The following is a 20,963-nucleotide window of genomic DNA, read 5'->3' on the forward strand; positions in this document are numbered from 1 at the left end:
AATACATGGAGGGAAACACCGAGTCATTTTCCAAAAAAGGTAGGTTCATTTTCTAAACCAAGGTGAAATAGCTATTGTCGTCCTTTGGCGGCGCGGCGCGTTTCATTCCGAGAAATATGGAGAATGTATAGCCTAAGGATATTCATTCCTAAATATCAAAAAAAATGCCCTGCAGATTTCTCTACGGGACATCTTTCATGCTTGCTATATTTTGTTTATAAGCCAGGTCCAATTCGCTCAGCGCCTTATCTATGGTATAGCCTTCTCCGTCCACCATCAGTTTTTGGATGACATGGAATAACGTATCTTGTACAGCAGGTGGCCAGTTCTGGTCTAGAAAAGGATAGGTCCCCACCTGAAAAGCAGGTTCAAGTTCCTGCTGAGCTGGATCGATGGAAGGCCAGACATCTTTGAACACCGGATAAGACTTCGTTCTTTCCAGAAACAGGGCATTAATGTCCGGCCTGCTCCAAAAATCAATGTACTTCCTTACTTCATCAGGATAAACAGTTGAGCTGGATGCACCAAGCCCTATACTAACGCCGGATGATAGCCACACAACGTTATCCCCTTTGACATACGGGAGTGGGAACATTCCGATTTCCGCATCAGGGTTTGTTAAAGTAATGGGGCCAAGTGACCAGTTGCCCATAATCATCATAGCGGTTTGACCAGTTGCTAGCATCTGCACCATTTGATCGTAGGTTACGCCTAATATGTCTTCATTAAAATATCCTTTTACTCTCAAATCAATATAATCCTCTAACATCTCGCGCCATGAAGAATTCGAGAAAGTTGCCTTCCCTTCATACATATTACGATCAAAATCTGGATTATTCCGATAGATGGCCGAAGGTGCCATCGCATAGGGAATGACTTGTGTTACCCACTGGTCTTTCATTCCTAGAGACATCGGAATACGCCCATCTTGCTTAATTTGTTCGCATAGCGATAAGAAAGCATCCCAATGGCTTGGAGGTGTCAGACCCTTTTCTTTAAAATACTTCTTATCATACAATACACCGATTGCATTACGGTTAACGGGCATCGCATACAGCTTCCCGCCAGTGGACATCATCGCTTTTGCATGATCCTGGAGCCTACTCGCCCAACTGCCTCCACTAAGATCCATCAAATAACCCGCCTCGGCAAAAGGCTCTTGCCACGTACCCGGAAAAACGCCAAGAATATCTGGAGCTCCGCCCGCAACGAAACGGCTACGAATTATACTCTGATATTGGTCCACAGGCGCATATTCGACCTGAATCGTAATGTTCGGATATTCCTTATGAAATCGCTCATTGATTTCCGACACCACCGGGCCCGCTTCTGTGCCGATCCAATGTAACATATGAAGCGTAATCTGATGATCTGACACCAGAGTATTCGCTGCAATCTCATCGCCCTTTGTTTGGCAGCCGATGCCGAATACCGCTACGCTAACCATTATGATTATGGTCAAGCTGACTCTTATACTCGTTCGCATACGATCCCTCTTCTACTATTTACGCTTATATTCCTGAGGCGTGATGCCTGTCCATCGCTTGAACGTTTGACTAAAAAACTTAGGGTCATCATAGCCGACAAGCCTGCTGATCTCACTAATTTTTTTGTATCCGCCATCCAAAAGCTCCTTTGCTTTATTCATACGAATCCGAACGATATAATCCGAGAAGTTTAAGCCGGTTTCCGCTTTGAATAGCTTCGATAAGTACCCAATGCTCACATGATAACGCACGGCGAAATCCCCAAGATGAATCTTATCACTATAATGCTGCTGCACATAATCCATGAGAGCTGGGATAATTTGTTTAGGCTGGGGTATCGTTTGATTATTGGCGGTCATCATACTCATCAACCGATCAGAAATCCATTGCTGGAGCAAGGCTTCATCTCGACATGTTTTTAAATAGGTGTATACGGAATCTGTACTGATAACGCTTATTTCACTGCGTTTGCCAGTCAATGTATATTTCAGCGCATACAAGAAGTCGGAAAGCAGCTCGGACATTTGCTTCACCGTTATGCTATCACGCCGAAGCCCATCCAGCATACGGCGCAGCTCCAGCTGCAGCTTAGCATAATCCGACTCTCGGATATGCAGTTCAATTCGTCTTGCACTATCCCAGAACGATTCCATTTGATTGCTGACTGAAAGCGGCATAAACGTAGCTGCTCCTAGGCGAACCTGCTGCTCTAGCAGCTCTAGACAAACCTGGTAAGTGCCTTCCATAGATTCACCTGCTGTGGGCATCCGATAAGAGGTATGGATAATGATGCTGTCCCGCTCGCAACAGAAATCATGAATGCTCTTCACTTTTTGCCGGATATCGCTCTCTCGATCATTCACTTGCGCAGAGAGAAGAATAACTCGAATATGCCCATCCATGTCAAAACAATTGGCTAAGGAATCAACCTCTCGTCGCAGCCAGGCGGTTACAACTTCCGTAGAAGCTCCCATTTGCGGCCATGTATACGGACTGTTCCAATTTTCAAGAAGAATGGTTATCATCAGCCACTGTGACGAATCATGCGTGCTGTCAGCATGCTCCTTCCCCTTGATTCCCCTTATCATCCCTGCTAACGTTAAATCAAACACATTGCGGCTCTTCTCTTTCTCCTTATAGACAGCATCCATTAACCGTTCTACTGCAGCGTGCAGTTCATCAGCGGGCACAGGCTTTAATAAATACTCTTTAGCGCCTAGCTTTAGCGCGCTTCTCGCATATTCAAAGTCGTTATAGCCACTGAGCATGATAGCTTGCATATTTGGATATAGAGCAATCAATCGTTCAATAACTTCGAGTCCAGTAAAGCCCGGCATACGAATATCCGTAATAAGGATATCCGGTATATAATGACCTGTAAGGGCATGGGCAAGCGCATCCTCGCCGTTGTCAAAGCTGATTATGGAATGATCTTTTTCGTAAGGCTTCAGTAGATGCAGAAGTTCTTCCATCGCAAGCCATTCGTCTTCAATCAGCATGATGTTCATCGCTTTCTTCCTCCCCATACCAGATAAGGGGCAGCCTAAGGATCATAGCCGTTCCACCTGATTCAACATTTACACATGTAAGACCATATTCTGTACCATATAGCAGTTGCAATCGCTTTTGAATATTTACAAGCGCAATCCCCAAATGCTCCTCATCTGTATTCGGGCCATGCACATGGGCCTCCTCAAAGCGTTTTTTAAGCTTCTCTTGAACGGTTGCCCTCATGCCCGCCCCATTATCCGAGACGATAATCTCCAGTATTTCGCCGAGTTTCCTCACGCTTACTGTGATCAGACCGCCAGACCTCCGGTTCTCCAATCCGTGAACGACAGCATTCTCCACCAGCGGCTGAATCATAAGACGCAGCACCTGCACCTTATACAGCTCTTCAGGAATGTCTTTCTCGAACGCGAATCGATCACGAAATCGATACTTCTGAATCTTAATGTAACTCTCGACTAGATTCAGCTCCTCCGTAAGCTCGACGGTTCGATTCCAATCATATAAGCTGTAACGGAATAAATGGGCTAACGATTCGGTTACCTCAACAACGTCTTCCGATGCGCCTTTTCTTCCTAGTGACTTCAATATGGTTAACGTATTAAATAGAAAATGAGGGTTAATCTGTGCCTGCAAAGCAATGAGTCGTGCTTCCTTTTCCCGAATTTCTGCTACATACACTTTGGCAATCATATCTTGCAAGCTATCAAGCATTTGATTAAATACTTTACCGAGCAGGCCGATCTCGTTTCGAGTGCCCTGATTGTCCAATCGAACGGTAAAATCCCCGCGTTCTACATGACGCATCGTTATAATCATTTTTCTAAGCGGTTTGGTAATTCCCGTTGCAATTAACCACCCGACAACAACGACAAGAAAAAGCATGCCGATTTCAATCCAAACGACAGTATTGCGAATATGATTCAGCTGCTTCGTGATCGAGTCCATTGGCGTCAGAATCAAGGTTGTCCATTTCGTATAATTTGATCGGTCCAGCCCGTATAGAAATGGCTTCCCCTCCCAATTTATCGTTCCCATATCGCTATAACGCGGCAAATCAGACATTTGAATACCCGGTAAGGATTTGCCGGTAAGTGTATCTTGTATGTCATATACAACCTGGCCGTCATCGGTCACAACGAAAAGCATAGAATTTGAAACATTTTTATTTTCCTGAAACGAGACCAAATCTTTAAACACGTCCGCATGAATATCAATTTTCATGTATCCAATATGCTTGCCAGTCGAAATATGATTGATTGGACGAATGAGAGAGAAGACTTGCTCCCCCAGAAAATTGGTTATCGTATTCTCCCTCATGGTTGGCCACAGCAAAAAGGTAGAGCGCTTGCTCATCTCAAGCGGGTACCATGGCTCCTGCTCGATTGTATGCCCAATTGGCGGACTTCTTTTGGACCAAAAGTACGTTAATGCCAACTTCCGTTCGGTATAAAGATATATGCCTTGTACATCTGGCCATGAAATGGTCATATTCATGAGATGCGCTGTTACTTGCTGGGCAAGTTCCGCTTGATCAGCCGCACTCAACTCTTGATCCATTCCTACCATCTTTTGAACAATAGAATCATTGAAAACAGAAAGAGAAAGCTTCTCCAAATCTTCGGTGTAGAGCTCGAGTGAGCGAGTAATTTGTGTACTGTTAGTGCTCAACAGCTGCAGTGATTGCTTCTCCAACTCCTTCACACTGCTGTAATAATAGAATACCCCTGTCAAAATGAAAGAAAAGGCAAATAATACGGTAAAGCTAATGACAAGCTTCGTTTTTAAATTCCATGTTTGCCAATGCTTCATAGCTTCCTCAACTGCAGCAACATTTGTTAGCCCCCAATAGGAGATTAGCGACTCATCATTATAATTCATCCTTACGTTACTCTGTTCCATAAATTAGCGTCAAGCTAAATTTTCGTCTCAAATTTAATAATGAGCTTTGATAATATTCTGCTCAGCTTCTGTTGATACCTGTAGTTGTTTCAACTGAAAAAAAGCATTACCATAAGCATGTCCTTCATAGGAATGCCATCTGATAATGCCTCATCCGATTATTTCATAACATACTAAAATTAAAAAAACTATACTGAATTTCTTACTTTCCATATTTCATAATGCATTATAATACAATAAAGAAGACTAGTTAATCTTCCTTCAATTATGTTAAATGAATTAACCTTCTAACGTAAATTTCTCACCTTTATTCAGCTGAAGCATAGTCGTGCTGCTCTTGTAAATGATTGTATATTCATTTAATTGATCTGCCGTTGCAGTGAGTACGGCTCTCGTAAGCTTGCCCCCGCTGAAATAGATGTCTACAATAAGCCCCCCCTTGGCACGAAGGCCTCTCACATAGCCATCTTCGAATTCGTCTGGCAAAGCGGGCAATAGCCAAATTTTATGATTGCTGTTTTGTAGGAACATCTCCGCAATACCCGCACACGCACCAAAATTACCATCTATCTGGAATGGCGGATGAGCATCGAATAAGTTGGCATAAGTACCACCACCGTGGAGATAATCGGTTTCATTGGTTTGAACAAACTGAAGTTGGCGCTTTAAAAGCTTTAAGGCGCGATTCCCATCATGCAGTCTCGCCCATACGTTAATTTTCCAGCCGAGACTCCAGCCTGTACCATCATCCCCCCTTAAATGAAGTGATGTCCGGCACGCTTCTGCCAATTCAGGTGTATCCGTAACGGTTATATCATGCCCGGGATGCAAGGGGTACAAATGAGAAATATGTCTATGATCCGGCTCTGCTTCTTGAAATTCTTCATTCCATTCCAAAAGCTGGCCTTTGCTTCCGATCTGATAGGGATAAAGTCGATCAGCCTTTTCCTGCAAAAGGTTGGCAAAGGCAGCATCCATGTCCAGCAGCTTCGAACTTTGAATACAATTACGGAATATTTCTCTCACAATAGCCATTGTCATCGTAGCTGTCTTGGCTACATTGCTTTTTTGACCATCGTATATAAAAGCATTCTCTGGTGATGTCGAAGGTGACAGTATAAGATAACCATCCTCGTCCTCTACCAAGAGGTCGACATAAAATTGTGCAGCGCTTTTCATAATTGGATAAGCTGTTTCTTGCAAAAACCTGTAATCCAATGTGTATTCATAATGCTCGAATAGATGCTGACATAACCACCCCGACGACATCGGCCAGAACGCATAACCAGCTGTTCCACGGCTTTTATTGCCAACGGGACTTGAATGACCCCAAATATCAACATTATGATGAGAGGTAAAACCACCTGCATTGTAGTGAGTTTGAGCGGTTAGCGACCCTGTTACTTTCAACACTTTAATAAGGTCAAATAACGGTTGATGCAATTCAGATAGATTCGTTATCTCTGCTGGCCAGTAATTCATTTGGGTATTAATGTTTACGGTATAATTGGAGCTCCAAGGTGCCCGTAGCTCCTTATTCCAAATCCCTTGCAAATTAGCCGGCATCGTTCCTTCTCTCGAACTTGCTATCAACAAATATCTCCCATATTGGAAAATGAGCGAATATAACCCCTTATCATCCTGTGTCTCCCCAAATCGCTTCAATCTTTCATTCGTTGGAATATGGTAGTGAATATCTTCCCCAAGATGAATATCCACTCTGTCATACAACCTTTGATAATCCGCCACATGCTTCTGTTTCATTTCATCATAGTTATTGATCCGAACATGCTGCCTATCATTCTCACAGTTTGCTTTGTAATCTTTTCCATTGAGAAATGGATGCTTATCATAGCCATTAAAGCTTGTACGAATACAGACTTTAATAACTACACTATCCGCCATAGCAACCTCAATACCGTTTGTTGTTGTGGTTACAGCGCCTCCAAGCGGTTCAACTGCAGCTAGAGTACGGAATGCGATGCCTCGCTTCCGTTCATCCGTTTCATAGATAATAGGATTTGGTGAATCGACATAGTTGGGATCTACATGCGACGGGCAGAGTCCATCAAGTATAACTGTATGGTCCTTTACGCTTATTGAATGTTGTAATGGACTATTCATCGTCATATGGAAGCTAATCGATTGGGGTTGATCAGCGCTAAGCTTAATGACCATACACTGGTCTACCGCGGAAATAAATGCTTCACGATGATAGCGGGCGCCTAGATGCATAAAGGATGATTTTGATACTGCATGGTTCAGATTGAGCTCTCGATAGTAGTCCGATACTAAGTTTTCATTAATATTGCTAAAGCTCAGCTGTAGATCGCCTAATGGCATATAAGACTGAGTAAATGGCCCCAGCATATGGTCCTCAATCCATTCTTGCCCTTCTTTGTATTTCCCTTTGTTTATGAGATTCATGGCTTCATAATAATACTTGCTAGCCCCAGGTACATTAGTGTCCTGCGGATATCCGGACCACAGCGTATCTTCGTTCAACATAATCGTATCCCTATCCGGCTTCCAATAGAGCATAGCTCCGATTCTTCCGTTCCCTAGCGGTAATGCTTCTACCCATTCGCTTGCGGGCTCTTGATACCATAATTTTGTAGGTTTTTTTAGTTGTATGGACATTAGCAGCCTCCGTTTGTTACGTGTTTTCTCGTTATACCTTTTATTTTTTCATTTTCGCTGTTCGGATACTTACATCACTATCATTTCTTCAGCCCTTCATGTCCCATTTTATTCTTTAATTGTAGGTTTGACCTTCCGTTCCTGCTAGTGGGTTATGTTGATTTCGCGGTATCTTCTCTTTACTTTATATAGATATGCTTTCGGGATACTCGATTCAATGCGAATACAAAAACGAGAAATAAAACTCTTAGAGTTATATGCCTCAATTGTTGAAGATATTGACTTAGAACCATTTGACTGCCTAAGTGAGCCCCCGTTATTTAAAAATAGACCAATCTTCTGTTCTTCTAAGCACCTCCAGCCGGAATGCCGAGGGCCAGGCCACAAGCCACTCCGAAACATGAAATGTATTTTTCCAACGTGTATGGTAGAACCCTTCATCTTGGCTTCCAACAGGGCGCTCTTTCCCCATAATGATCAACTTTCCGTCCGAAATGCCTTGCGTCGCATTTGACCAGACAGCTAATGCACGCTCGCGCCATATTAATTTTCCAGTAATGTCCGATAAACGAATCCAATTCTCTACAAACGCTAATGCGTAAGGATCGAGATGATGATGCTGTGTCGATACGGCCGTTCCTCCAAACGTGTCATAGCCAATTCTTGCTAATTCGCTATTTTCCGGGTAATGCACCGTATGATGCCACTGCCAAGAAGCCAGATACCATGCGGCAAGTTCAGCCCACTCCAAATACTGGGAGTTCCCTGTCGTTTCGTATAGCAACAGACCCGCCTTAAGCAGAGGAATCGCAGATTCCTTATCAATACAGTAGGTATCCAGAGCGCCTCCCGTTGTGTAGCCTTTCTCTGCTAATTCTGAGACGTAATAGTGGTATCCCTTCTCCGCAGCTTCCAGATACTTGCGCTGCTTCGTTAATCGATATGCCATTACAAGCGGAGGGATCAAAAAACAACCAACGGTTCCGTTTGGATCAATCATTACGCCATCATTCGTCCATGACTTGCCGATTTGTCCATTTACCGCTTGCTTCCTTACGGCAAAATCACATATCCCTAATGCCGTTTCTAAATATTCGGGTCTATCTACCCCACATTTGCTTGCTAAGTTTTCCGCCTCCATAAAGTTCATAGCGGCAGTACCAAGGTTGCAAGCATCCTGTACTTCGTTTTCGCTTGATTTAAATAGGACATAATCGTAATGGCAGTGAATTAAACCGTTCTTCATTCTCGCATGCCCTGTCCAAGAATCCAGCACAGCAAGACCTTTACGGAGGGATTCTTCATCGCCTGATTTTAAATAATCAAATAAAAAAGAGTTGGCGTATGAAGCGTTCTGGCCGCACCAACCGATTTCATAATGCCGAATTTGCTCCCAGCCCACACCGTTATGCATAAGCCCGATGCAACAGCCTTCAAAGGATTCCTCGTAGGCCCATAATGACTGCTGAGCAAATGTCAGGCTCAGTTTCCAAATCCGTTCGGGGTCAAACTTAGGACGTGTGAGTTTACGGTTCAGCGTCCATGCTTCCTCAAGCATTTTATGCCAAGCTATCTTAGGTTGCTCTACAGGGGCTACGACCAAATACGCTGTCATTGTCCTCTGTTCCCCAGGCTTTAGAAACAGTTCCGTTAATAGCGCTTTGTCATAGGAATCCCTATCATGATAAACAAGAGGACCCTCCTCTTCAGGCCATATTAATCGATGAACAACTCGATCCTCCTCCCTCTCTAGCGAGCAGGAGAAACGCTGATGATGATCATCCGTGCTCCCGAATAACGCCACTGACCAACTATGGCCTTCTGTGTATGTCGCTCCTGCTATTGCCGTACGGTGCCACGCAAATGTCCATGGCTCTCCTTTCAAAGCTAAACCTCTTGGCTCATCCCCATTGCCCCAAGGATTCCCATTGTAGGAAACGGACGGAATCATAAAATATTGCATCTCATAGTGAGCCGCAAAGTCCATAGTCAGCCTATAGTTTGCACGATAATCTTTGGTAGCCGTAAATGTTCGCTTCCATAAGAATAATCCGTCTTTGATCGTTTCAACATGGTCTTCATAAATAACGTCATCCGATTGTGACGATAACATTTCACCAATAACTTGTTGTCCACACCATAATTGCGGCCTTTCCCTGTTGCACCATCTTAGCGTAGCAGTATGCAAGATAATCATAGACTCCTTTTCATAGAAAGGTTTTTACTTGCGTGCCTTTAAGCCAGACTATAGAGTAAAAATAAAAAGTACCCCGCTCATCTTTCACTTCTATTACCGTTTATTTCTACTATGCAAGCGCCCCCATCGCTTAGAGTCGCTTGCATAGTGAGAATTCTCTATATCTTATTCGAATTTATTTGGAAATCGCAGAAGAATCGTAAGCCTTTTGCATCGTTTCTAGGTAACCTGCTAGGTTTAGTGCGTCAAGACCTTTAACATAAGCATCCCAATCCTTATCAAGATTTTTTGCTCCAGTCACGAATTGAAGTGCATTTTGATCAATATAATCCTTGATATTGGTTTGCATCATGCTTACTTCATCTGCATGAGCGGGGTCCGTCCAAAGAGCCCAGTGCGGGAATATTTCCTTCGGCTGCTTGCCTTCAAATAGGTAAGTAGCTTCTTGAAGGCGGCGTTCGTATCCATTACTGGCATAAATATCTGTTCCTTGTACGGCAGCATCCCGAAATGCTTTGTGCTGGTTGTACTGTGCCATTGGCCCCCAGACGTTACGCGGTTCATCGCCTGTCTTAGCCGGGATTTCAGCATAAAGCGGTGTTACTTTTTCATTAAGGGCGATATCTCCTTCTTTCGGCTTGGTCCAACCCACATTTTCTTCACCGAAAATTCCCTGCATCGATCCTTCTTCCGTATAGATCCAGTCCAACATTTTAATAGCAGCAATTTGAACTTCCTTACTTGCTTTGTTCGTCAACACGAAGGACGCGCCCGGATCAACCGGGTAGTTAAACGTAGCATAATTAGCATAAGGGCCCTGCAGAGGGGCGATTGGATTGTAATCTTTGCCATACGGGCCCTCCTGTGCGGTGTTAACGAAAATAGCAGGATGCATGCCAGCCCCGGCTCCGAGCAGTTCTGCGTCAGCATTGTCGCCAATTTTTTTGTAGGCTTCGGCATTTTGTGTGAATGCCCCTGGATCGATCAGTTCTTCGTCATACAGCGACTTGACATAAGCTAGGCCTTCTTTCCATTCTGGCTTGTTAGCTGCCATATTCACTTTGCCGTCAACTATGTTTAAATAGGTTCTATCGTCGTCATAGATGAAGCCATTCATTAAGTACGGAATGATGTGTACGCCGAATGGTTCAGTGGAACCACTAAGTGGTACTTCATCCGCTTTGCCATTACCATTCGGGTCTTTCGTTTTGAACAATTTCAATACGTTCTTAAACTCTTCTGTCGTTTTTGGTTCTTCTAGGCCTAACTTCTCCAGCCATTTCGTGTTTATCCACATTTTGTTCGGATATGAACAGTGGAAGCACTCGTTTAAGCCTGTCAGACCATAAATATTTCCGTCCGGTGCCGTGTTCATCGCCTTATAATATTCATTATTATCCAGTGTCGCCTTGATGTTCGGCGCATACTGTTCAATTAAATCGTTCAGCGGTACGACGACTCCTTGCTGGCCGAACTTTAACAAATCGGTTTGCGAGAATCTGTCCACCCACGGAATAAGCATGTATAGGTCAGGATAATCTCCGCTTGCAAGGGATATCTGTCTTTTCTCAGCAGCACCATCGAAAGGTACGGTTGTCCATTTAAATTTAATCTTGAATTTTTCTTCAAGCAGTTTAGTGAATTTGCTGGTTGCCAGATTGGTGTCCGTGCCTTGCTGCGCAAAAACCGAAATGGTTACCGAGGGGTTGCTCTCACCGCTTGGATTTGTGGAGTCCATGCCTGAATTGTCCGGGTTTGCATTATTTCCGCCTTTTGAACATCCTGCTAAGATAAGACTGAGAATCAGAACACAAGCAGTTATGGTTGTCCATGTTCTTTTCAAAGTAACCTCTCCCTTTATTCAAATTTGTTTAACCCCCAAAAAATAAAGCCAAGTCTGCCAACAGCATTTGCCTACATAGGAATTCCCCCTTCCAGTACCCTCTCTCACCCTTTTACCGAGCCGATTAGCATCCCTTGGACGAAGAAACGCTGGACGAACGGGTAGATAATGAGCACCGGTAGACTTGCGACGACAATAAGCGAGTACTTCATTAGTTCAACCATTTGCTGTCTTTTTACCATTTCGCCGGCATCAACGGTAGCAGCCCCGTTATTGAGAACCAGAATACTTCGTAAAATCAGCTGTAGAGGATAAAGCGACTGCGTTTTCAAGTAGATCAACGCATCGAAGTAAGCATTCCACTGCCCGACTGCATACATGAGAGACAAAACCGCAATGATCGGCTTGGCAAGAGGGATAATAACACTAAAGATAAAACGCCAGTCGCTGCATCCATCGATTTCGGCTGCTTCTCCGAGCTCATCTGGAATAGACGATTGGAAAAATGTCCGCGCAATGATCACCTGCCAAACCCAAATCGCATTGGGGATCAGCAGCGCCCAACGGGTATCGATCATTCCAAGCGACTTTACAACCAAATAGGTTGGTATTAGGCCTCCCGAAAACAACATGGTAAACGTAATGAACATCATCATCGGACTGCGGCCGTAAAATGTCTTCTTCGACAGCGGGTAAGCAATCATAATCGTAAGGGTTACACTAATGAGCGTACCGATGACGGTGTAAAACAAGGAATTCGCATAACCGTGCAGAACCTGTTCGTTTTTAAACACAGTCTTATATCCATCCAGTGTGATGTCCATTGGCCATAGCCACACACGACCAGCAGATACCGCCTCAGGACTGCTTAAGGATGAACTCAGAATATAAACGAGCGGATAGAGAACCAACAGTAGGATAATAGTTAAAAATAGATAAATCATCCCCAGGAAAATTCGGTCTCCCAGTGATTCCCTAATTGTTTTTTTCTCGGCGATCATAAACTTCCCTTCCTCTCCATTAGCTTTACCACAGGCTGGTTCTGAAAACTCGTTTCGAGACTGTGTTGACTACCAACAGTAGAGTAAGGTTCACTACGGAGTTGAAAAGTCCAACTGCGGTTGCAAAGCTGTAGTTGGCGTTCAACAAGCCGATCTTATACACGTAAGTAGAAATAATCTCTGATGTTGACAAATTTAGTGGATTTTGCAGCAGATACATCTTTTCGAATCCAATCGCCATAATATTGCCTACGCTAAGAATTAGAATGATGACGGCAGCCGGCATCAGACCAGGAAGATCAACGTTTATGATTTTCTGAAAACGAGAAGCACCATCTACTTTCGCTGCTTCGTACAGGGATGGATCAACACCTGCGAGAGCCGCTAAATAGATAACTGCCGAATAGCCCGCCGTTTGCCATACATCAGAAAATACATAAATCGAACGAAACCAGCTCGAATCACCTAAAAAATTGATAGAATCGATTCCAACTGCATTCAAAATTGTATTTATTATGCCTAACCGAGGTGCGAGAAACAGCATGATAATTGAAACCATGACGACAGTGGATATAAAATAAGGTGCATAAGTTACCAACTGAACCGTCCGTTTGAAACGCGCACTTTTGATTTCATTAAGCCCTAATGCAAGCAAGATCGGTATCGGAAAACCAACCGCGAGCTGAAACAAAGAAATACTCAATGTGTTTTTAATTAGGGGAACGAATGACGGGTTATGGAAAAACATTTCAAAGTATTTAGTTCCAACCCATGGACTACCCCAAATCCCCTGGATAACGTTGTAATTCTTAAATGCGAGCACCGCATTAGCAAGTGGAACATATTTGAAAATAAGAAAATAAAGCACCACCGGAATCACCAATAGGTATAACTGCCAATGTCTCTTTAAACTTTTCTTCGCTGACTGCCAATGATACGATGCTTTTCCTTTGGTCTTCACAACTCGTTTCTTTATGACTGCAGTCTCCAGAAAAACCACCCCCCAAAATGATGTTCTTTGTGATTTGCCCATCCGTTAATGACAGCGCTTTCTTAAGCCATATCTTAGAATAATTGTTTTCTTTCCGTAAAGGTACAATGAGATTTCCACCGTACAATGAGCGTAAATCGCCCATAAACATGGATATAACAGCGTTTTCAAAGGCTGAGGAAATAGAAAGGACCTGTCCGAAGACAGGTCCTTCCTTTAGTTAGCTGAATTACGAAACGCGCTTGGCGAGACCCCTTTCACACGTTTAAATGCTCGCCGGAATGAGTGCGCACTATTGTATCCGACTAGGACCGTAATTTGATCAATCGTCAGCACGTTTTCAACTAGCAATGCAGAAGCATGATCGATCCGAATCCGTTCGAGATAATCAAACAGATTCTCTCCTGTATGTTCCTTGAATAGCTGAGATATATCCTTCTCTGGTCGGCCTATCTTATCCGCAATGTGGTAAAGAGTTAGGTTAGCATCTCCAAATTCTTTCGCAACAAATTGTATGACCTCACGGACGGTCTCATGATGAAGCTCGAACTTCTTCTTCATGATCATATCGCATATCTCTTTCATTATAGCTTCAAATTTCCCTCTAAGCAGAGTTGCTCCGTCGGTCGGCTGAACCTGTACAATTTGATCTTTGACTTTCTCGGCAAATGTTTCGTCATGGTATGCCTTTTGGTCAATCAATTTGAGCAGTGTCCCTTTTAATTCAATAATTAACCTCTCTTTCATTTCATACTGGAGCTCTCGCTCGACAAAGTTACGTGTAAATAACTGCATAAGAATCCGTTTTCCTTCCTCAATCTCACCGGCTTTTAATGTATTCAGCAGGCGCTGTTCTAAATCAATAGGATAATCATACATAGCCGTATCCCTGATTGTATCTTGATGCCAAATAATTCCAATATCTCCTCTATAAACAGCATACTCAATCGCCTGTTTCGCTTCATCGAATGACTGGCTGATATCACGAAGATGCTGAAAGGGTAAGCCTATTCCGATATTAATCGAAAGATGGAATTTAGCGTAGGCGTTATCAATAAATTGTTTCATTACGGAGTCAATCTCACTCCCCTGTCCGGTTTTCGGTTCGCTATCCTGGAAGTGAATGATCGCGATTTTGTCTGTGCCCCAATCCGTAATGAGAAACTCAGAGTCAAGTTCATGCAGTGCTTGTCTTATAATAATTCTCGCTACACTTAATTCTTGGATAATTTCCTCTCTGTTGCTATCACTGTATCCGTTAATTTTTATAATGCCCAAATAGCCGTACTCGCCTTTAACTTCAATGCCGGTTTGAGAAAACGCCGCGCCTATTTCTTGCTTAGAATGAATCTCGCCGACAAGCAGCCTTTTAATAAAAGCATCTCGCAGCAGCGGAAGTTGGTCATCTAATTCCGTTTTCAGAAGCTTGTTACTTACGATTAAATTAGAGATATTGCCTGTAATGAAATCGTATTCGTTTCTCCCCTTCCCTCTTTCTAGTCCGACCTGCTCACTAAACACAGTTAGCAAACGATTGATCGGAGCGCTATTGCGGTAAGCAAGAACCAGTCCAATTAATAGACCAAGCAGTAAAGCAGCTGCGGTAAAAACTCCCGTCAAATATTTAATCTTATCCGCTTTCTCCATTAAAGATTTCTGAGGAATCCCTGCTGTATACACCCATCCGCTCAGGTCGGATCGAATCGAAATTAGCAGCACCCCATCATGCATTCGTATCTTGTCCTCTGATTCTCCAGAAGGTATATTCGTTAGTTTTGTAATGTCCTGTTCTTTAATTCCATTAGACACAAGAGTGTTGCTCTTGTTGTCGGTAATAAAAGACCAACCACCATATTGTTTGAAGATATTGCCTAGCAGATTACCAATCTTCTCCTCATCAATGAGCACTACTACGTTAGCCATCGGTTTATTAAAGCTATTCAGTGGAAGGGACTGTGCAAACGTGATGACGGTCGATTCTTGCTTGTTTCGAATGAAAGGCCGCTGGGGAATAATTTCGTTTTGATGATTCTTGTTCAGTAGCGTCTCTTCCCACTGACTAAAAGTCATTCCTTTATAATGATTCAGCTCAAAAAAGTGTTCAGGACGATGATATATCGATTTTGGCGTAATGATCACATTGTAATTACTCATGTATATATAGAAGTTGGATAGATAATCATTCGTTTGGCTGTAGCTAGTGATGTCGCGAGCCGTTTTCCATAAGCCATAGACATTATAACGATTGTCTTTTTTGCGTTCACTTATCAACTGGCGCAAATCCTCGTTAATCGCCAACTGTTTCGTAAAACCTTCCACCTCCGCAAATCTTTGCTCCAATATTTCTTTGGTCTGATTAAGAGTCATTAAGCTATTCTCTATGAACATGGATTCCGCGAAATTAAGTGACGTTCTGTACGAAGCATAACCTGCAATGAGTGGGATTAGCAGCACGATAACATATGATATCAAAAAATTTCTAAATATCGGTGAGAAACTGTGCCATTTCATAGAAATCCTCCCGGCGAGAAAGCGTATACAAATATAAAAAACTGAATCTTGAATGTATGTAATTTATAAAGGTTGTTTATCATTCGGATTTAGCATGGCTATCAAATGCGAAGAAATTCGGACTGGGGGAATTGAATTTTATTGAATATCTCTATAAATGCCATTATAACGCATTCACGTCTTTTTTTAAGCTTATAAGCAGAAAAACTTAAACTAGGGCTACGATGGAGGTGTTATTCCAAATCGGAGAATGTAAGGAGTGTCTCAAAACTCAGATAACAAGCGGATACTTCACTATATAGTGAAGTATCCGCTTGTTTCATAAATATATAGTTGATTTTACCTAGATTGGAGAATGAAACGAATACGTACCCGAACCCACTCGTACGAATAAATGTCCGTTGTTTTCCCCAATAACCTCAATATCCGAAATGGATTTAATTAATCTATCGTTCTCTTTGATGTTACAAGCATCTATGGTAGAGACAGCAACAACAACGGATGCCGATACTGGAACCGTCAAATGTAAAGCCAACGTTCCATTTACTTCTTTTTTCCATAAAACATCCAGCTTTCCTTGCGGCAATACTTGCCAGGCTTTAACCCAGTCTACCCCTTCCGCCAAATAAGGTTTGATAAGGAGTGCATGCTCTTTAGTCCCATCATAATCAATTGAAATGCCCGCAAGAGAGGAATAAAACCATTCTTCAATATGTCCCATCATAAAATGATTCTGCGAATGACCATCTGTTGGTCCATCCCAATATTCCGTCAAGCTAGAAGCTCCGTGTGCCACTTGATAAGCGTAATAAGGCTTCTTCGTCTGTTCTAGCATTTTTTGAATGATGTCTGAACGATCCTTGCGTGTTAGAGCCAGTAGCGTAAACCTATGCCCAATCTCGCCACTCGTAATCGCATAATCGCCTTGCTTCAGATCCAAGGTAAGCGCTTCAAGTGCTGACGCCTCCGTCTCAGGCGTTGTAAGTCCAACTGCAAGAGGAACAGAGTTCGACGTCTGCGTGCCCGTAGCAAAAGACTTCTGCTCCACATTGTACCACTCTCGCTCGAATGCCCCTTTTATTTCATTGGCGAGATGCTCATAATGATGCGCATCCTGCTCTTTGCCGAGCAAATGAGCAATCTTGGACATTATGATGCAATCGTAATAAAAAATGGCCGTTGCCGTAATCCCGATAGGTGTGCGATCAGAAGCGCCGTCAAGATTTTGCCAAATATTCCCCCAATCCCCTAGCCCATGGCGCACGATATGATCGGATGATTTGGATTGCAAATATTCCACATAACGTTTCATCGAATCATAATGCTCTGACAAAACGCGAAGATCGCCCTTATACCATTTATAGTAGTACCAAGGAGCGATGATGTATGCGCTTCCCCATTCAGGAGAATCTCGAAAACCATCCTCAAAGACAACATACTCAGGCGCGATGTCTGGCACAAGACCATCTGTCGTCTGCGCTTCTCTCATATCCTTAAACATCTTTAAATATAAAGAGGAGAGATCATAATTGTACATAATAGATGGCCCCATTAGATGGGACTCCTCCAGCCAACCAAGCTTCTCACGGTGGGGGCAATCGGTTAGCACACTTTTAATATTACTTAGAACTGCTTGCATAATGAGCTTATGAATGCCGTTCCAATCGTCTCTTGAGCATTCGAAGCCGCCAGTCGAAATTAATTCCGGATAAATCATCTCGCCCAGCATCTCGAACACGACCGGCTTTGAGTTTTGGCTGGCATCTGGATTTGACGGTAAGCTCACTTCAACACCCTCAATTTGAACATATCTAAAGCCATCATAACTAAACCTCGGATACCAAATCTCTTCTCCCTCGCCCTTTAATGTGTAGGAAAAAGAACGTGGGGCTCCCGTATATTCCTGACTTACTTTGCCTTGCTCATCCAACAATTCTCCAGGTACCAAACTGATCTTCGTTCCGCGGTTGCCTTGTATCCGAAGATGGGGCCTACCAGAGAAATTCACACCAAAGTCATATACAAACACATCAGGTGATGGCTGTGTAATAAGTTTTACTTCATATGTCTTCATGACTTTGTTAGGCGGAAATGGGTAGGAGCGGAGTTTGCCTTTAGGCGGTGAAACTAATGCTGTTCTAGCCCACTTTCCTGCTGGTTTGAAATGCGGCATATCCCAGCCTTGCTCCTCCAGCCTTGCATCGTAATCTTCTCCTCCATACACGCAGGAGAAGTAAATGGGGCCAGGCGCCATCTCCCATTCGGGGCCACTAGAGATCTGTATAGTCTCTCCATTGTCCAGTTCAATCTCAAGCTGCATAATGGCTTTCGGCAGGCCATAGCTGCCTGTGAATTTCGTATAACGTGTACCTGTTATGTTATAGAATCCATTGCCAAGCATGATTCCAATTGCATTGCTGCCGCTGCGAATATGTTCCGTGACGTCGTATGTGCAGTAAAGACAGGTATGATCATAGTCGGTCCAGCCTGGCTCCAACACATTGTCCGTTACCGAATCGCCATTTATACGCAGCTCAAATTGGCCCAGACCGCATATATAAGCAGTGGCCCGAACGACAGTTTGGGCAATTTCGAATTCATGCCGAAGCAGCGGCATAGGCACGGTGTCGGAGGAACTGCCTTCTTCTGTCCAAGCTAGGGCGGTCGGCTCTGTAAGCCCAATCCACTCAGCCTTCCAATCACCAGGATGTATCAATCCCATACTCCATGAAGCTGCTTTGCTCCATTCGCTATCTCGCCCGCTTCCATCGCGAATCCGTACCTTCCAGTAGTAACGAGCTCCACTCTTAAGCTCGTGGCCGTTATAGGTAATGGATGTATGTTCACCTGAGATTATAAACCCGCTGTCCCACATATCTGCTTTCTCCGGTTCCAGATCGTCCGGCAGACTTGCGACTAAAATATGATATCCCGCCTGGAATAAACTACGTTCCGTCGAATCGTTGTTGAATTTCCAGCTCAATGCTGGATGGCTTGCTTCCAAACCAAGTGGATTGGATGCATGCTCCGTTTGTAAGGAAATAACTTCTATTGGACTTATAGGCATGATTATTCCTCCCAGTATCAATAAATATAGCCACTGGTATTGATACCAGTGGCATCCCATTATTAATTAAACAAGCCTACTTCTTTAACGCTTCATTGACTTCTTGCGTAATTTGATCGCCGCCAAGCTTCTTCCAATTTTCAACGAATTTATCAAACTCATCGATCGATACAGCGCCATAGATAATTTTCGTAAACGTTTCCAGCTCAAGCTTATCTAAGGTTGCTTTCTTGCTATCCATCGTCTTGGTATTCGCGAAAATATAGTCATTCGCGATCGTTAGATTATGATCCATGTAATCTTTCAGTACGCCTTGAGAGCTTTCCGGACCGAAGATCCGCTCGTTCCACCATTGTGTCATATCTCCAGCCCGATATTTAAGAATCCCATCATAATAGCCCTTCTCTTCCGTGTTCAGCTTAGATGGATCATTAGCTTTAAGCGCTTCCGACACATTTATTTGCGCTTTCACGTTTTTATTCGGAGGGAGCACGGAAACGACTGCTGCATGCCAGGCTTGATCACTTTCACCGGTGTACTTTTTACGCTCCGTTACAGAGCTCTCTCCGTACATTTTCTCCACCTGGAAATTTAGCAATTTAATTAATGCCTCTGGGTGCTCATAACCTTTACGAACGACGTAAGCATTCGAATTCGGTGCAGGCGTCTGCGCATAAGCCGTTTCAGCGTCGATTGAAACTACCGGATAGGCCTTCCAGTCAGCTTCCTTATTCGTCTTAATGACTTCGCCGATATTGAACGGCGCGTACATCGGTCCGAAAATCATGCCAGCTTTTCCCGAGTTCACAGTCTCAAGCGCTTTATCAATGTCTTTTGTACCAAATTCCGGATCAATGACACCCTCTTTGTAAAATTGCTGCAGTTGAGCCAATGCTTCTTTCACTTCAGGCTGAATGCTGCTGTACACATAGCTGCTGCCTGAAGTATCCTTCACCCAGCTTCCCAATTGAGCATGGTAACCGTTGAAGAAGGATGTCGGCTGAAGCATCCAATCTTGATGAAGACCTTTAGCTATGACAAATCCAAATGTATTGTTCTTTTTGTCGCCATCGGGATCATTATTCGTAAATGCTTTTGCAATAGCAATGACATCTTGCATCGTCTTCGGTGCTTCCAAATTCAGCTTCTTCAACCAGTCTTGGCGAATCCAGATCATTGGAGCAGAATCTAGCACACCGGTATAGTTAGCAATCGCATAAAGTTTATTATCAAATGTAACTGCTTTCATACCCAACTTGTCATCCGCTTCAACCATGCTCCTCAAGAGAGGGGACGCATAGGTCTCGTAAACGCTCGTCAGATCTTCCACTTTATCTGCTTCAATTAGCTGTTTTAATTGCGTGCCATTGACACTCATTAAATCCGGCAAATCTCCACCAGCCAGTGTGACATTCATTTTATCGCCGAAATTAGCGGTCGGCACAACCCAATCATAAGTCACTTTAATGCCCAGCTCATCTTCATACCCTTTTGTCCAAACATTATTTTCTACAGTCTCGCCTTCAGGCAGAAAACTCTTGGATGAATCGTCTTTGACGGCCGTAAGTGCAATCGGCGGATCATACTTTGACAGAGGACCAGTATCCGCAGGAGCATTCGCTGAAGGATTGTCTGGACTATTGCTTGGATTGACTTCCTTGTTCGAATTGTTGCTGCATGCCGCTACCAACACTAATGAAGCAACGACTAGCAGGGCAATCCATTTTACACGCTTATTTTTTTTTGTTTGCACGCTTTAAACCCTCCCAATGGTTGAATAACTTTCTTCTTTTATTGTAGGGTTTGACCAATCAA

General features: G+C 43.4%; 11 protein-coding genes. All 11 read right to left on the reverse strand.

Going from position 1 to position 20,963, the window contains the following annotated elements; all coding sequences use genetic code 11:
• Window positions 1-181: 181 nt before the first annotated feature.
• The 11 genes from E0496_RS17740 to E0496_RS17790 all read right to left on the reverse strand — a co-directional run bounded on the left by E0496_RS17740 (window position 182) and on the right by E0496_RS17790 (window position 20,901).
• The gene (locus E0496_RS17740; RefSeq protein ID WP_206669798.1) at window positions 182-1,462 is read right to left on the reverse strand and encodes an ABC transporter substrate-binding protein; all 1,281 of its coding nucleotides are present in this window, start codon (window positions 1,460-1,462) and stop codon (window positions 182-184) included.
• 39 nt (window positions 1,463-1,501) lie between these two features.
• Window positions 1,502-2,995 carry a response regulator transcription factor gene (locus E0496_RS17745; protein ID WP_161601461.1) on the reverse strand — a complete coding sequence of 498 codons (1,494 nt, stop codon included), beginning with the start codon at window positions 2,993-2,995 and terminating at the stop codon, window positions 1,502-1,504.
• Window positions 2,976-4,877, reverse strand: a complete 1,902-nt coding sequence (locus E0496_RS17750; RefSeq protein WP_161601462.1) for a sensor histidine kinase — start codon at window positions 4,875-4,877, stop codon at window positions 2,976-2,978. Before E0496_RS17750 ends, E0496_RS17745 begins: the two co-directional genes overlap by 20 nt.
• Before the next feature lie 300 nt (window positions 4,878-5,177).
• Window positions 5,178-7,538 carry a glycoside hydrolase family 95 protein gene (locus E0496_RS17755; protein WP_141503099.1) on the reverse strand — a complete coding sequence of 787 codons (2,361 nt, stop codon included), beginning with the start codon at window positions 7,536-7,538 and terminating at the stop codon, window positions 5,178-5,180.
• A 316-nt stretch (window positions 7,539-7,854) separates the two neighbouring features.
• Entirely contained in the window at window positions 7,855-9,651 is a 1,797-nt protein-coding gene (locus E0496_RS17760; protein WP_206669799.1) for a hypothetical protein, read from the reverse strand.
• A 259-nt stretch (window positions 9,652-9,910) separates the two neighbouring features.
• The gene (locus E0496_RS17765) at window positions 9,911-11,578 is read right to left on the reverse strand and encodes a type 2 periplasmic-binding domain-containing protein (RefSeq protein ID WP_141503101.1); all 1,668 of its coding nucleotides are present in this window, start codon (window positions 11,576-11,578) and stop codon (window positions 9,911-9,913) included.
• Between the two features lie 104 nt (window positions 11,579-11,682).
• Entirely contained in the window at window positions 11,683-12,579 is an 897-nt protein-coding gene (locus E0496_RS17770; protein ID WP_141503102.1) for a carbohydrate ABC transporter permease, read from the reverse strand.
• Window positions 12,580-12,604: 25 nt separating this feature from the next.
• A complete protein-coding gene (locus E0496_RS17775; protein ID WP_141503342.1) occupies window positions 12,605-13,459 on the reverse strand; it encodes an ABC transporter permease in 855 nt (284 codons plus the stop codon).
• 327 nt (window positions 13,460-13,786) lie between these two features.
• Window positions 13,787-16,081, reverse strand: coding sequence for a helix-turn-helix domain-containing protein (locus E0496_RS17780; RefSeq protein ID WP_141503103.1), 2,295 nt, complete (start codon window positions 16,079-16,081; stop codon window positions 13,787-13,789).
• 343 nt (window positions 16,082-16,424) lie between these two features.
• Window positions 16,425-19,148, reverse strand: a complete 2,724-nt coding sequence (locus E0496_RS17785; RefSeq protein WP_161601463.1) for a family 78 glycoside hydrolase catalytic domain — start codon at window positions 19,146-19,148, stop codon at window positions 16,425-16,427.
• A 76-nt stretch (window positions 19,149-19,224) separates the two neighbouring features.
• The gene (locus tag E0496_RS17790; protein ID WP_141503105.1) at window positions 19,225-20,901 is read right to left on the reverse strand and encodes an extracellular solute-binding protein; all 1,677 of its coding nucleotides are present in this window, start codon (window positions 20,899-20,901) and stop codon (window positions 19,225-19,227) included.
• Between the last annotated feature and the right edge of the window lie 62 nt (window positions 20,902-20,963).

Origin of the sequence: Paenibacillus luteus (genome assembly GCF_006542765.1) — a bacterium.
GTDB lineage: Bacteria > Bacillota > Bacilli > Paenibacillales > Paenibacillaceae > Pristimantibacillus > Pristimantibacillus luteus.

Excerpts from the sequence above, each read along its gene's own strand:
- E0496_RS17770 (WP_141503102.1), bottom strand. The coding sequence starts at position 12,579 with ATGATCGCCGAGAAAAAAACAATTAGGGAATCACTGGGAGACCGAATT.
- E0496_RS17785 (WP_161601463.1), bottom strand. The coding sequence starts at position 19,148 with ATGCCTATAAGTCCAATAGAAGTTATTTCCTTACAAACGGAGCATGCA.
- E0496_RS17760 (WP_206669799.1), bottom strand. The coding sequence starts at position 9,651 with ATGTTATCGTCACAATCGGATGACGTTATTTATGAAGACCATGTTGAA.
- E0496_RS17745 (WP_161601461.1), bottom strand. The coding sequence starts at position 2,995 with ATGAACATCATGCTGATTGAAGACGAATGGCTTGCGATGGAAGAACTT.
- E0496_RS17750 (WP_161601462.1), bottom strand. The coding sequence starts at position 4,877 with ATGAATTATAATGATGAGTCGCTAATCTCCTATTGGGGGCTAACAAAT.
- E0496_RS17755 (WP_141503099.1), bottom strand. The coding sequence starts at position 7,538 with ATGTCCATACAACTAAAAAAACCTACAAAATTATGGTATCAAGAGCCC.
- E0496_RS17780 (WP_141503103.1), bottom strand. The coding sequence starts at position 16,081 with ATGAAATGGCACAGTTTCTCACCGATATTTAGAAATTTTTTGATATCA.